Below are 13,893 nucleotides of genomic sequence, written 5' to 3' on the forward strand. Positions count from 1 at the left end.
GGGGCGGGGCCCCCCCCCCAACATTTCCCCCCCCCGACCCCCCCCCACCCCCGGCCCCCCCCCCCCCCCCCCGGCCCCCCGGCCCGGGCTGGATGCCCGGCGTCGGGACTCTGCCCGCCGGGGTCGGTCAGTCGGGCTTTCCGCCCGTTTCCGGGGTGTCGGCTCCGGTTTCTCCGGCCGAACCGAGCAGCTCCTCGAGAGCCGCCCGGCCGATCCGGCGGAACGCCCGCCGCGGCCGCGCCCGTTCCAGGGTCGCGACCTCCAGCGATGCCTCGCCGAGACTCCGCTTCTCCTTCTCCTCGCTGGCCTGCAGGGCCGCCACGGCGACCCCGATCGCCGAGGCGAGGTCCAGGCCCGCCCGGTAGGTGTCTTTGAGGGCGGCGACGATGGGTTCGGTTGTCCCGCCCATCACGACGTACTCGCGTTCGTCGACGATCGAGCCGTCGAAGGTGATCCGGTAGAGCACCGACTCCGGTTCCTGTTCCGGATAGCTCACCTCGGCGACGCAGATCTCCACCTCGTAGGGCTTGAGCTGATCGGTGAAGATGGAGCCCAGTGCCTGTGCGTAGGCGTTGGCCAGCGCGCGCCCGGTGACGTCCCGGCGGTCGTACTGGTACCCGCGCAGATCGGCCTGCAGGATTCCGCCGCGGCGCAGGCTCTCGAACTCGTTGTATTTGCCGACGGCGGCGAAACCGGTCCGGTCGTAGAGTTCGCTGACCTTGTGCAGGGTGGCCGAGGGATTCTCCGCCACGAACACCACACCCTCGTCGTAGGCGAGAACCACGACACTGCGGCCCCGGCCGATCCCCTTGCGCGCGAGCTCGGTCTTATCGCGCATGATCTGCTCGGCGGACGCATACAGCGGCAGGGTCATGCCCGTGCGCTCCCTTCCTCGGCGGCCTCACGGTCCGCGGCGATACCGCGCGCGATCTCCTCGAGCCGGGATTCGGCCACGTCGACAGCACCGTCGGCATCGATGAGGATCGCGGTCGGGTAGATTCCGCGCAGCAGATCGGGCCCACCCGTGGCGGTATCGTCGTCCGAGGCGTCGACCAGGGCCTCGACCGCGATCCGCAGGGCGCGGTCGGCGTCGATCCCCTTGGCGTACAGCTTCTTCATCGACGTCCGGGCGAACATCGAACCGGAGCCGACGGCGGTGAAGCCGAACCGCTCCTCGCTGCGCCCGCCGACCACGTCGTAGGACACGATGCGCCCGGCCCGGTCCTGATCGGTGGCCTGCGGGTCGTAACCGACGAGCAGCGGAACCACCGCCAGGCCCTGCATGGCGGCCGGAAGGTTGTCGCGCACCATCTTCGACAGCTTGTTGGCCTTGCCGTCGAAGGTCAGCGAGACACCCTCGATCTTCTCGTAGTGTTCGAGTTCCACCGCGAACAGGCGCACCAGCTCGATGGCCATGCCCACCGTCCCGGCGATACCGGTCGCCGAGAAGGTATCGGTGATATGAACCTTCTCCACATCGCGGCCGGCCAGCAGGTTGCCCTGGGTCGAGCGCCGGTCGCCGGCGATCAGGACACCACCGCGATAGGACACCGCGACCACGGTGGTCCCGTGCGGTGCGATATCCCCCGCGGCACCGCCGCCGGGTTTCCCGGCGGCGGTGGTCTGGCTCAGCGCATCGAATCTGTTGCTCGGCAATAGATCCGGTGCCTGCTGGCGGAGATGTTCGGAAAAGGATGACAGGGCGTACCCCAACTGGAGACGCAAGGGGTCACCTGCGGTCACTGGCCACCTTTCTGCACGTAGGCGCGAACAAAGTCTTCGGCGTTCTCTTCGAGCACATCGTCGATCTCGTCGAGCAGGTCGTCGGTGTCCTCCGCCAGCTTCTCGCGCCGCTCCTGACCGGCGGCGTCTACGCCGTCGACGCCTTCGTCATCGTCGCCGCCCCCGGCGCGCTTGGTCTGCTCTTGTGCCATCGCAGCCGACCTCCTCTGTTTCCACCGACCGGACGCGTGGTGCGTACCGGACGAATCGTGAGCAGCTCTCTGTGCTCGTTCTTCAACACTACCCAGCCGGGACGACACGTAGTCGTATAACGCCCACCCCGGCGCCGGGCCGCGACCGTACGCGGATCAGGTGGTGAGCTGTCGTACCAGCTCAGCAGCGGTGTCGACACCGTCGAGCAGAGCGCCCACGTGGGCTTTGGTCCCGCGCCGGGGCTCCAGTGTCGGGATCCGCACCAGCGAATCGCCGCCCAGGTCGAAGATCACCGAGTCCCAGCTCGCGGCGGCGATATCGGCGCCGAACCGGCGCAGGCATTCACCCCGGAAGTAGGCGCGGGTATCGGTGGGCGGCTGCGTCATGGCGTCGAGCACCTGCTGCTCGCTCACCAGACGTTTCATCGAGCCGCGGGCCACCAGCCGGTTGTACAGGCCCTTGTCGAGCCGGACGTCGGAGTACTGCAGATCCATCAGATGCAGTTTCGGCGCCGCCCAGCCCAGCCCCTCGCGGCTGCGCATCCCCTCGAGCAACCGGAGTTTGGCAGGCCAGTCGAGCAGATCCGCGCATTCCATCGGATCGCGTTCCAGCCGGTCCAGGACCATCGACCAGTTGTCCAGCAGATCTCGCACCCGCGGCTCGTCGTTGCCCTGCACCTCGACGAACTTCGCGACCCGCTCGTGGTAGAGCCGCTGGATTTCCAGGCCGGACAGCTCGCGGCCGTCGGTGAGCGCGACCTTGGCACGCAGCGTGGGATCGTGGCTGATGGTGTGAACCGCGGTCACCGGCCGGGCCAGCTGGAAGTCCGAGAGGTCCGCGCCGGATTCGATCAGATCCAGGACCAGCGCGGTGGTACCGACCTTCAGATACGTCGACATCTCCGCCAGGTTGGCGTCGCCGATGATCACGTGCAGCCGCCGGTACTTGTCGGCGTCGGCGTGCGGTTCGTCGCGGGTGTTGATGATGCCGCGTTTGAGGGTGGTCTCCAGGCCGACCTCGACCTCGATGTAATCCGACCGCTGCGACAGCTGGAAACCGGCGTTGTCCCCGGACTGCCCGAGACCGACCCGGCCGGCCCCGCAGATCACCTGGCGGGAGACGAAGAACGGGGTGAGTCCGAGAATGACCGCGTTGAACGGAGTTTCGCGGCTCATCAGATAGTTCTCATGGGTGCCGTAGGAGGCGCCCTTGCCGTCGACATTGTTCTTGTACAGCTGCATCCGCGCCGCACCGGGCACACTGGAGGCGTGCCGGGCGGCGGCCTCCATGACCCGCTCGCCGGCCTTATCCCAGATAACCGCGTCCATCGGGTCGGTGACCTCGGGGGCGGAGTATTCGGGGTGGGCGTGATCGACGTAGAGCCGGGCGCCGTTGGTCAGGATCATATTCGCCGCCCCGACCTCGTCGGCGTCGATGACAGGCGCGGGTCCGTTCATCCGGCTCAGATCGAAACCGCGGGCATCGCGCAGCGGCGATTCCACCTCGTAGTCCCACCGGGTGCGCTTCGCGCGGGGCACCCCCTCGGCGGCGGCGTAGGCCAGAACCGCCTGCGTAGAGGTGAGGATCGGGTTGGCCGACGGGTCGGCGGGTGTGGATATCCCGTATTCGACCTCGATACCGATGATGCGCTGCATGGGTTCGAGAGTAGGCGACGGATCGCGAATCATCCGCTGAGTGGTACTTCCGGAGGATGCCGTGGCGGGTCCGCGGCCACATCCTCGGAGCATGACGCGCACGACTACCGACTCCGGCGTTTCCGGAGCCACTTCGCCGCGGCCGGTCCGGCTGGTGGCCCTGGATGTACTGCGTGGCCTCGCGATCCTCGGCACGCTCGGTACGAACATCTGGATCCTCACCGATCCGCGGGGAATGGCCGGCTATCTCGACCGGCTGTCCACCTCGCCCACGGATGCGTGGATGTGGACGGAGAAGATCCTCCAGCAGCTGGCCCAGGGGAAGTTCCTGGGCCTGCTGACCGTGATGTTCGGCATCGGCCTGGCCATCCAGCAGGCCTCGGCCCGGCGCGGCGGACGGCCGTGGCCGGGCGGATATCCGTGGCGGGCGGCACTACTGTTCCTCGACGGACTGCTCAATTTCCTGCTGATCGCCGAATTCGATGTGCTGATGGGTTACGCCGTCACCGGCCTTATCGTGGCATTCCTGCTCACCCTCGGTCCGGGCGCCCAGTGGCGATGGCTGCTCACGATGCTGGGCGTCCATCTCACACTGATCGGGCTCATCGCGGTCGCACTGACAACTGCGGGCCCCGGGAACTCCACCGGCTCCAGCACGCCGTCCCCGAATCCTTACGCGGACGGGTCGTTCTGGGATCTGGTGCTGTTCCGCGCGGAGAACGCGCTGGTCTTCCGTGCCGAGGCCCTGTTCATCCTGCCGATGTCGATTGCACTGTTCCTGCTCGGCGCCCGGCTGTTCCACGCGGGTGTGTTCCGCGCCGACGGCGCCCGGCTGCGGCGGCTTCTCATGCTCGCCGGATTCGGAGTCGCGGCGCCGATCGACTTGCTGGCCGGGGTCCTCGGCGGCGGCGATCTGGTACTGCTCACCCGCTACCTGGTGGCCCCGTTCGTCGCGCTCGCGATCCTGGCGCTGGTGGCCGAGTTCTATCTGCGCCGGCCCACCGCCGGTTTCACCGGCCACCGGCTGGCCGAGATCGGCCGGACCGCGCTCAGCTGCTACATCCTGCAGAATCTGGTGGCCTCGATATTGTGCTACGGCTGGGGATTCGGCCTGGCCGCGCGTTTCGCCCCCGGCGCCCGGGTGCCGTTCACGGTCGCGATCTATCTGGTGGTGATCGTGGTGATCGGATGCTTCGCGCATCTGTGGCTGCGCCGGTTCGCGCGCGGACCGGTGGAATGGCTCTGGCAGGCGAGCTACCAGCGCCTCACCGGGGAACATCGGACGCCGGCCACGACCGGGTAGCCACGCCTGCAGGGCTCCGCACCGGGCCGGGTATGACGACGCCCACCCGCGGACCCCTCCGGTGCGCGCAGTGACCGACACACCAGCGTGCTGTCCCGGCACCGGCCCGGCGAACTGCCACGATGGAACGCGGCCGGGCCCGGTGCGATCGCCCCGAGCCCGCGACCCGCGGCATCGAGGGAGGACAGATGGAGTCGAACGACACCGGTGACGAGCCGGGCACGGATACCGGGACGGCCGGCCGCCCCGCGGGCGGCGCGACGCTCGCGGCGAACCGGCCCGGTATCCGGATCTGGGCCGGGCCGCTGGCGGTCGTCACACTGCTGATGTCGCTGCTGGCCACCATGTACCTCGGCTATGTCGTCAATCCCGAGAAGAATCTGCACGATTTCCCGATCGCGCTGGTGAACCAGGACGACGGCGATATCCGTGACGGCACACCGATCAATATCGGCGACCAGATCACCGAGGGCCTGACCCGGCAGGTGCCCGCGGACAAGGTCGATCTGCGGGTCACCGGTATCGCGGAGGCACAGCGGCTGCTCGGCAACGGCGAGGTCTACGGGGCGATCGTGCTGCCCAGCGATCTGTCCAAACGACTGTCGATCCTCGGGGCGGGCGCGGTGGTGCCCGGAGATATCCAGCAGCCCGCCATCACCGTCTGGACCAATCCCCGCACCGGCACCTACGCCACCCAGATCGTCGCGCTGGTCTCCCGGCAGGCCCTGATCCAGGTGAACAGCGAGGTGGGCCGGCAACTCACCGAGACAGTGAACACCGCGCTGACCCCACCTCCCGGCGGCACCGCCACCGAGATATCCGGCGCCTCGCGGCTGATACTGGCCGAACCGATCGAGGTGATCACCGACCAGTACCGGCCACTGCCCGCGGGCACCGGCAGCGGACTGTCGGCGTTCTTCGTCACCCTGCTGGTGGTGCTGGCCGGGTTCACCGGGGCGATGATCGTGCACACCATGGTCGATTCGGCACTGGGTTTCGTGCCGACCGAATACGGCCCGTGGTTCGTCCACCGGCCCACCGCACCGCATTCCCGGTTGCGCACACTGCTGCTGAAATGGGGCGTGATCGCGGTCGCGGCGCCGATCGTCTCCGGCGTCTTCCTCGGGATCGGCACGCTGCTGGATATGCCGTTCGACCACGGTCTGGCCTTCTTCCTGTTCAGCACGCTGGCGATCATCGCCGTCGGGGTGACCGCGCTGTCGGTGCTGGCGGTATTCGGCTCGGCGGGCATGCTGGTGAACCTGATCCTGTTCATCGTGCTGGGCCTGCCGTCGGCCGGGGCGACCATCCCGCTCGAGGCGACGCCGAAGTACATGGCGTGGCTGGCCACCTTCGAACCGATGCACCAGATCTATCTCGGTATCCGGGCGATCCTCTACTTCGACGCCCACGGCAACCCCGGACTCTCCCGAGGGGTCGGAATGTGCCTGTTCGGGCTCGCCGTCGGCCTGATCCTGGGTGCGGCGGTGACCTACCTCTACGACCGCAAGGGTCTGGAGCGCCGCAACCGTCGCTGAGTCACCGGCCGGCAGCGCAAGAACGGTCGGGCGCATCGTGCCGCCGAACGGCCACACTCGAGGAGTGCGCAACCGACGCGACCGCCTCCGCGAACTGCTGGACGCCGTGCTCGACGAGGACAACACGTCACTCGGGCAGATGGCGGCCGGTGCCTACGCCTCCCCGTTTCATTTCTCCCGCCAGTTCAGTCGCGGTACCGGTGAATCGCCGGTTGGATTGCGGCGCCGGGTACTGCTCGAACGCGCCTGCTGGCAACTCGGCGGAGGCATGTCGGTGACCGAGGCGGCCTTCGCCGCCGGTTACGACACCGTGGAGGGTTTCGGCCGGGCGTTCACCCGGGCGTTCGGCCATCCGCCGAGCGCGACCCCGCCGCGTACCGGCCGGGCACCTCGGTGGCTGCCCGCGGTCAACGGGATCCATTTCCATCCGCCCATATCGCTCTGGGTGGAGGGCGAACCGAAAGGACGGTCCGATATGGACCCGACGGCACTGCTGCTGCACCACGACCTCGAGGACACCCGGCTGCTGCTGGAGGCGGCCGCCGGGCTGCCCGGAGACCGGTACCGGTACAACCGGTCCCCCGGTGCGGTCGTGCTGCCGTGGGACGGACCGGAGGAATCCATCGCCGCGGTACTGCATCACCTGATCCGGAGCAAAGAAGTCTGGCTCGCCGCGATCGACGGCGCCGATATCCCTGCCCCGGGCGCGGACGATCCGGCCGCGCTCACGGCCCGGCTCGCGGAGGTGGGACCGCGGTGGCTGGATACGGTGCGCGAGATCGATCGCCGGGGCGGATGGGGTGACACCCTGATCGACGCGCTGTGCGATCCGCCCGAGAGTTTCGTCCTGGGCAGTGTGATCGCCCATGTCCTCAGTTATGCCGCGTACCGACGCCAGCAGGTCCGGTATTGGCTACACCGCGAACTGTCCGAGGAGACCGTCGGCTGGGGCGATCCGATCGAATGGCTGCGCGACCGGGCCTGAAGGCGCCGCGGGTGGGTGGGTGGGGTCACCCCGACGAGACCGATGCCGTCCAGGACGCGAACGCCCGCGGATTGCGCGTCTGCAGCATCACCCGGCCGGGACCGGTGAAATCGAATACCAGGCCCTCCCCCGATTTCAGCGATTGCAGCGACCGGCCGGAGACCGCGCGCCGGATGGTGAACTGCATGGACAGGTCGTAGGCCACGACATGTCCGGTATCGATGGTCACCGGCTCCCCCGCTGCCAGATCGATGACATCGATCGCGCCGAACACGCCGATCACGACCTCCCCCTGCCCGTGCGCCCGCAGGCCGAAACCGCCCTCGCCCCCGAACAGGTTGGCGAAACCACCCCACTGGCTTTCCACCTGCACCCCGGCCGAATTCGCGATCCAGCCGCCGCGGCTGATGAAATGCGGCCGGTCCGCCGTGATCGGCAGCGCGAGCATATCGCCGGGGAGGGAGGCCGCCACATCCACCCAGCCCCCGTGCGCGGGCGCGGTGAAAGTGGAGACGAAGAACGATTCACCCGCCAGCACCGACCGTTTCAGCCCGGCCAGGATGCCGCCCTCGGCCTTGGCCTCGAGACTCACCCCGGCCGAATGCGCCAGCATGGCACCGGTTTCCACCCGGACCGGTTCACCACCCGCCAGGACACACCGCGCCACCGTCGACGACGGGTTGTGCCGCAGTTCAACTTTCATGATCCGACACTACCGCCGCGGGGGCGTCCGAGGTCACCGGGCCATCCCACCCGGCCGGGCCCGTTACCCGCCGGCAAATACCTCCGGGTCAGCCGAGCGAATGCAGAGCATCCTCGTCCCGCGCGACGACCGCACGACCGTCGGCGGTGAATACGAGCGGACGCTGGATGAGCCGTGGATGGCGGGCCAGCGCGTCGATCCAGCGATCCCGGTCCGCCGCGGTCCGGCCCCAGCCCGATATTCCCAGCTCCTTGGCGGCGTCCTCGCCGGTACGGGTGATCTCCCAGGGTTCGGCGCCCAGCCGGTCCAGCGCCGCGCGCAATTCGGCGGCGGTGGGCGGATCTTCCAGGTACCGGCGGACGGTATAGGCGATGCCGAGGTCGTCCAGACGCGCCACGGCCGCGCGGCTCTTGGTGCAGCGCGGGTTGTGCCAGATCTCGGTTTCCGGAGAGCTCATATCCCGCAGCGTAGCGGCCCGGCGCACGCTACATATGCATCCATTCCGGCCAGACCTCCCGCCGCCCAGATCCCGCGCGATCAGCGCGCTCACCACGATCGCCAGCACCGCCAGCAGGATGGCCGGCCCCCGTAGTGCGACCAGCGAGCCGGGGGCGGCGGTATCCATCGCCCAGGCCGGCACCGGCAGCACCGGCCCCTGGTCGGCATAGCCGGACGAGAGTCGCCGGCCGGCCGCCAGGAAGTACAGTTCGTCGCCGAAATATCCGTAGCGGGTCGCCGACGCCACCAGCACGATCGCGGCGGCCGCGGCGACGGCGAGCACCGGGACAGTGGCGAACGGGCGAACGGCGGACGGGTCCGGCCGGGAACAGGCCAGGGGCCGCGCTTCCGGCGGAAGCGCGGCCCCTGTGTCGGTGGGCGGATACCGGTATCGGTTTACAGGTACTGGCCCGTATTGGATTCGGTGTCGATCGCCCGGCTCGCGCTGGCGTTCTTACCGGTGACCAGCGTGCGGATGTAGACGATCCGCTCGCCCTTCTTACCCGAGATACGGGCCCAGTCGTCGGGATTCGTGGTGTTGGGCAGGTCCTCGTTCTCGGAGAACTCGTCCACGATCGAATCGTAGAGATGCTGGATCCGCAGACCCGGATTGCCGGTGTCGAGCACCGCCTTGATCGCGTACTTCTTGGACCGGTCCACGATGTTCTGGATCATGGCGCCGGAGTTGAAGTCCTTGAAGTACAGGACCTCCTTGTCGCCGTTGGCGTAGGTGACCTCCAGGAACCGGTTGTCTTCGCTCTCGGCGTACATCCGGTCCACCACCCGCTCGATCATCGCGCGGATGCAGGCCACCTTGTCGCCGTTGAACTCGGTGAGATCATCGGCGTGCAGCGGCAGGAATTCGGTGAGGTACTTCGAGAAGATGTCCTGCGCGGATTCGGCGTCGGGCCGCTCGATCTTGATCTTCACGTCCAGCCGGCCGGGCCGCAGGATCGCGGGGTCGATCATGTCCTCGCGGTTGGAGGCGCCGATGACGATGACGTTCTCCAGCCCTTCCACGCCGTCGATCTCGCTCAGCAGCTGCGGGACCACGGTGGTCTCCACATCCGAGGAGACACCCGAACCGCGGGTGCGGAAGATCGAGTCCATCTCGTCGAAGAACACGATCACCGGGGTGCCTTCGGACGCCTTCTCACGCGCCCGCTGGAAGATGATCCGGATATGGCGTTCGGTTTCGCCCACGAACTTGTTCAGCAGCTCGGGGCCCTTGATGTTGAGGAAGTAGGACTTCGCTTCCTTGGCATCCTCACCTCGCGCCTCGGCGATCTTCTTGGCCAGTGAGTTGGCGACGGCCTTGGCGATGAGCGTCTTGCCGCAGCCCGGCGGGCCGTAGAGCAGGACACCCTTCGGCGGGCGCAGCGCGTATTCGCGGAACAGGTCCTTGTGCAGGAACGGCAGCTCCACGGCATCGCGGATCTGCTCGATCTGCCGGCCGAGACCGCCGATATCGTTGTAGCCGACATCGGGAACCTCTTCCAGCACCAGATCCTCGACCTCGGCCTTCGGGATCCGCTCGAACGCGAAACCGGCCTTGGTATCGACCAGCAGCGAATCACCCGGCCGCAGCTTGCGCACCGGGGAGTCCGGATCCTCCATATCGTCGGCATCGGCGAGCTTGGCCAGCGGACCGGACAGCCACACGACCCGTTCCTCGTCCGCATGGCCGACGACCAGGGCGCGGCGGCCACCGTCGAGGACCTCGCGTAGCGTGCCTATCTCACCGATGGCGTCGAACATGCCCGCCTCGACAACCGTCAGCGCCTCGTTCAATCGGACGGTCTGGCCGTACGCGAGCGTGCTGGTGTCGATATTCGGCGAGCAGGTCAGTCGCATCTTGCGGCCGGAGGTGAACACGTCGACGGTCTGATCCTCGTAGACACCGATCAGAATCCCGTAACCGCTGGGCGGCTGACCGAGACGGTCGACCTCCTCACGCAGCGCGACGAGTTGCTGCCGCGCTTCTTTCAGGGTATCCATCAGCTTGGTGTTGCGAATGGTCAGCGAATCGATACGGGCTTCCAATTCCCGTGAGCGATCCGGTGAGTCGGCGAGTTGCCTCCGGAGTGCAGCCGCTTCGGCGCGTACTGCCTCGAGTTCTCTCCAGGCCGCCGAATCCGAATTCTCGATGGGGCTCATATGCTGCTCCTCCCAGTCCCGGTCTACCAACGCTACCGGGCGCGACCCGTTTGCGCTGTCCGACATGATTTCGTCGTGATCACATATGGTCCGCGGCCACGCGCTGGTCAAACCATGTTAGCCTGCCCTAACCCACAATCGGTGGGCGAGCTCACCGACTAGCCGAAAGGTTGCCAGCTATGCACCTTCCCGCACGGAGACTGCGGTTGTCCCGGGTCGCCGCGGCGTCGGCCGCGGCCGTCGCCCTGGCAGTGGGATCCACGGCATGCGGGTCCGGCGACGACAGCTCCGGGTCCGCCGAGACGAGTGCGGTGACCAGCAGCGTCGCCTCGACAGGCGCCGCCGGGGACGGTCACGACCACGAGCACGGCGAATCCGCGGACGCGCCCACCGCGGAGAGCCTACAGGCCGGTCTCGACACCTTCGTCAACCCGGATGTGCCGGTGGACGACAAGGTCGCCCTGGTGGTCGACGGTGAACAGCGCCGCGGCCATTTCGAGCAGCTCAACGCCGCTCTGCAGACCTACCGTGGGATCACCTTCCAGGTCACCGGGGTCGCGGTCGACGGCGATACCGCCACCGCCCAGACCACCATCACCAGCCCCAGGGGTTACAGCGCGCCGCCGGACGAGTTCACCTGGCAGCATCAGGACGACTCCTGGAAGCTGTCCGACGCGGACGCGTGCGTCCTGTTCGGCTTCGCCCAGATCCCCTGCAACGCGGCGTAGCGCATACCCGCACGGCGGGACCGGGGCCGGCGACATCGCGCCGCCCCCGGTCCCGCCGCCGTTTCGCGAGCTGGGCCGCCACGACCCCTCAGCCCTTCGAAGGCCGCCGCTGGGGCTTGGGGGTCACCACACCCTCGGCCAGCCGCCGTGCGCTCACCAGGAAGGCCGTATGGCCCTGCATCCGGTGTTCCGGGCGTACCGCCAGGCCCACCACATGCCAGCCGCGCACCATCGACTCCCAGGACCGCGGTTCGGTCCAGCACTGCTGTTCGCGCAGCGCCTCCACGACCTTGGAGAGCTGCGTCACAGTAGCGACGTAGACGACGAGCACGCCGCCGGGGACCAGCGCCTTCGCGACCGCCGGGAGCGCGTCCCAGGGGGCGAGCATATCCAGCACCACCCGGTCCACCTGCCCCTCGTAGCCGGCGACATCGCCGACCGTCAGCTCCCAGTTCGCAGGTCGTTCGCCGAAGAACCGCTCCACGTTGCGTACCGCGTGTTCGGCGTGATCGTCGCGGATCTCGTAGGACTCCACCGTCCCCTCCGAGCCCACCGCCCGCAGCAGCGAGCAGGTCAGCGCACCGGAGCCCGCCCCGGCCTCGAGCACCCGCGCACCCGGGAACATATCGCCCTCGTGCACGATCTGCGCCGCGTCCTTGGGGTAGATCACCGCCGCACCCCGCGGCATGGACATCACGTAGTCGGTCAGCAGCGGGCGCAGGGCCAGATACGGCGTGCCGTTGTTGGAGTGCGCGAGCGTGCCCTCCTCGGCGCCGATCAGCTCGTCGTGGGAGATGGCCCCGCGGTGGGTGTGGAACTGTTTCCCCGGTTCCAGCAGCACCGTGTACAACCTGCCCTTGGCGTCGGTGAGCTGCACCCGGTCGCCGACGACGAATGGCCCGGTCCGTCTGGCCGTCATGGATCTCCGTTCCGCGATTCGGTCCACGCCCGGCCCGTTGACTCCGCGCGCGAGCACCCGTGTCGGTGCCGCCGGATAGCCTGCCAGGTATGTCAGCGCCTCCGAGCACACCCCCGGCGAGTTGCGGTCCCGGATCCGCGCCGCGGTCCGCCCGCCCCGCGCTGTCCCCTTCGCGCGCAGCCGATTTCAAACAGTGCCCGCTGAAGTACCGGCTCCGGACGATCGACCGGATACCGGAGCCCCCGTCCCGTCAGCAGGTGCGCGGCACCGTGGTGCACGCCGTCCTCGAGGAGCTGTACGCGCTGCCCGCGGCCGACCGCGATCCCGACAACGCCCTGGCGCTGGCCGGACCCGCCTGGGACCGGGTTCTCGGCGAACAACCCGAGGCCGCGGAGGTGCTGGACGGAGAATCCGGGCCGGAGGCGTTCCTGGAGGAGGTACGCGCACTGGTGCGCACCTACTACCGCCTGGAGGACCCCCGCCGCTTCGAGCCCGAATCGTGCGAGACCAGACTCGAGGTCGAACTGCCCGGCGGCCCACCGCTGCGCGGTTTCGTCGACCGCATCGACGTGGCGCCCACCGGTGAACTGCGGGTGGTGGACTACAAGACCGGCCGGTCCCCGGGCCCCACCCGGGAGACCCGGGCTCTGTTCCAGCTGAAGTTCTACGCCCTGATGCTGCTGCGCTCCCGCGGCGTGCTGCCGGCCCAGCTGCGGTTGATCTACCTCGCCGACGCCCAGCTGCTCACCTACGCCCCCGAAGAAGACGAGCTGCTCCGCTTCGAACGCACCCTCACCGCCCTCTGGCAGGCGGTGCGGACCGCCGGCGACACCGGAGATTTTCCACCGAATCCGGGTTGGCTGTGTGATTACTGCGCCTACAAACGGCTCTGCCCGGCGTTCGACGGAACCCCGCCCCCGTACCCCGGCTGGCCGGGCGGCCCGGAAACCCCCTCCGAATCCCGCCCGGAATCGGTATCGGATCGTGTTCTTGCCACCGCCCCCGAGGACACCCTCTGAGTCGCTCGCAACATCGAAATCCCCGAGTGTCTCGCCCGGACTCGCCTACTCCTCGACCTCCGAGCCTCGCCCACTCCGGGGACCACCACCCTCGGCCCGGTCCCTTGGAAACCAACGATCTCCGGGTCCGGCGACGTATCGCACCTCCCCACGGGCCAACCGGCTGCCCGAGAACTCGGCTATCGGGTCGCCGCCGACTCCTCGAACACCTTCCAAGACACCCGCGGCACCCAGAAATAGGCATCCCGACACCCCGACGGACCCACCCGCCCCGCTCCCTGGAGAACCGACAACCAGAATCTCACCGATCCCACCCTCCCCGATCCCCGCATCGAACCCACCATCCCGCCCACAAGCGCCGAGTTCAGCGAGGCCCTGAAAGGGTCGAGGCCCGTCCCGTGTTTCCGCCCTCGAAGCGAAGCGGCGCAGCCGCCAGTCTCGAGGGCGGAAACA

The 13,893-nt window shown here is 68.4% G+C and carries 13 protein-coding genes; 5 read left to right on the plus strand and 8 right to left on the minus strand.

The window, feature by feature from the left end:
* Positions 1 to 127 precede the first annotated feature (127 nt).
* The 4 genes from prcA to dop all read right to left on the minus strand — a co-directional run bounded on the left by prcA (position 128) and on the right by dop (position 3,590).
* A complete protein-coding gene (gene prcA / locus AB0F41_RS21785; protein WP_357426533.1) occupies positions 128 to 874 on the minus strand; it encodes a proteasome subunit alpha in 747 nt (248 codons plus the stop codon).
* Complete coding sequence (gene prcB, locus AB0F41_RS21790) at positions 871 to 1,743, minus strand: proteasome subunit beta (RefSeq protein ID WP_357426535.1); 873 nt, start codon at positions 1,741 to 1,743, stop codon at positions 871 to 873. Before prcB ends, prcA begins: the two co-directional genes overlap by 4 nt.
* A complete protein-coding gene (locus AB0F41_RS21795; protein WP_030521323.1) occupies positions 1,740 to 1,934 on the minus strand; it encodes a ubiquitin-like protein Pup in 195 nt (64 codons plus the stop codon). Before AB0F41_RS21795 ends, prcB begins: the two co-directional genes overlap by 4 nt.
* Before the next feature lie 156 nt (positions 1,935 to 2,090).
* Positions 2,091 to 3,590: a depupylase/deamidase Dop gene (gene dop / locus AB0F41_RS21800; RefSeq protein WP_357426537.1), complete on the minus strand. Its 1,500-nt coding sequence runs from the start codon at positions 3,588 to 3,590 to the stop codon at positions 2,091 to 2,093.
* Between the two features lie 91 nt (positions 3,591 to 3,681).
* Here dop and AB0F41_RS21805 point away from each other — a divergent pair, with 91 nt between their 5' ends.
* The 3 genes from AB0F41_RS21805 to AB0F41_RS21815 all read left to right on the plus strand — a co-directional run bounded on the left by AB0F41_RS21805 (position 3,682) and on the right by AB0F41_RS21815 (position 7,416).
* Positions 3,682 to 4,893, plus strand: coding sequence for a DUF418 domain-containing protein (locus AB0F41_RS21805; protein ID WP_357426539.1), 1,212 nt, complete (start codon positions 3,682 to 3,684; stop codon positions 4,891 to 4,893).
* Positions 4,894 to 5,081: 188 nt separating this feature from the next.
* Positions 5,082 to 6,431, plus strand: coding sequence for a DUF3533 domain-containing protein (locus AB0F41_RS21810; protein ID WP_357426541.1), 1,350 nt, complete (start codon positions 5,082 to 5,084; stop codon positions 6,429 to 6,431).
* 64 nt (positions 6,432 to 6,495) lie between these two features.
* A complete protein-coding gene (locus AB0F41_RS21815) occupies positions 6,496 to 7,416 on the plus strand; it encodes a helix-turn-helix domain-containing protein (RefSeq protein WP_357426543.1) in 921 nt (306 codons plus the stop codon).
* Between the two features lie 25 nt (positions 7,417 to 7,441).
* On the opposite strand, the gene AB0F41_RS21820 is transcribed toward AB0F41_RS21815, so the two are convergent.
* The 3 genes from AB0F41_RS21820 to arc all read right to left on the minus strand — a co-directional run bounded on the left by AB0F41_RS21820 (position 7,442) and on the right by arc (position 10,774).
* Positions 7,442 to 8,119 (minus strand): TIGR00266 family protein, encoded by a 678-nt coding sequence (locus tag AB0F41_RS21820; RefSeq protein ID WP_357426544.1) that lies wholly within the window; start codon positions 8,117 to 8,119, stop codon positions 7,442 to 7,444.
* Positions 8,120 to 8,207: 88 nt separating this feature from the next.
* On the minus strand, positions 8,208 to 8,900 hold the full coding sequence (locus tag AB0F41_RS21825) for an arsenate reductase family protein (protein WP_357426546.1): 693 nt from the start codon (positions 8,898 to 8,900) through the stop codon (positions 8,208 to 8,210).
* Between the two features lie 113 nt (positions 8,901 to 9,013).
* Entirely contained in the window at positions 9,014 to 10,774 is a 1,761-nt protein-coding gene (gene arc, locus AB0F41_RS21830; RefSeq protein ID WP_357426548.1) for a proteasome ATPase, read from the minus strand.
* Positions 10,775 to 10,953: 179 nt separating this feature from the next.
* Here arc and AB0F41_RS21835 point away from each other — a divergent pair, with 179 nt between their 5' ends.
* The gene (locus tag AB0F41_RS21835; protein WP_357426550.1) at positions 10,954 to 11,502 is read left to right on the plus strand and encodes a hypothetical protein; all 549 of its coding nucleotides are present in this window, start codon (positions 10,954 to 10,956) and stop codon (positions 11,500 to 11,502) included.
* Between the two features lie 88 nt (positions 11,503 to 11,590).
* Here the strand turns inward: AB0F41_RS21835 and AB0F41_RS21840 are convergent, their stop codons facing one another.
* Complete coding sequence (locus AB0F41_RS21840) at positions 11,591 to 12,421, minus strand: tRNA (adenine-N1)-methyltransferase (RefSeq protein WP_357426552.1); 831 nt, start codon at positions 12,419 to 12,421, stop codon at positions 11,591 to 11,593.
* Between the two features lie 89 nt (positions 12,422 to 12,510).
* Here AB0F41_RS21840 and AB0F41_RS21845 point away from each other — a divergent pair, with 89 nt between their 5' ends.
* Positions 12,511 to 13,440, plus strand: coding sequence for a RecB family exonuclease (locus tag AB0F41_RS21845; RefSeq protein WP_357426554.1), 930 nt, complete (start codon positions 12,511 to 12,513; stop codon positions 13,438 to 13,440).
* The last annotated feature ends 453 nt before the right edge of the window (positions 13,441 to 13,893 follow it).

Origin of the sequence: Nocardia sp. NPDC024068 (assembly GCF_040638875.1) — a bacterium.
Lineage (GTDB): Bacteria > Actinomycetota > Actinomycetes > Mycobacteriales > Mycobacteriaceae > Nocardia.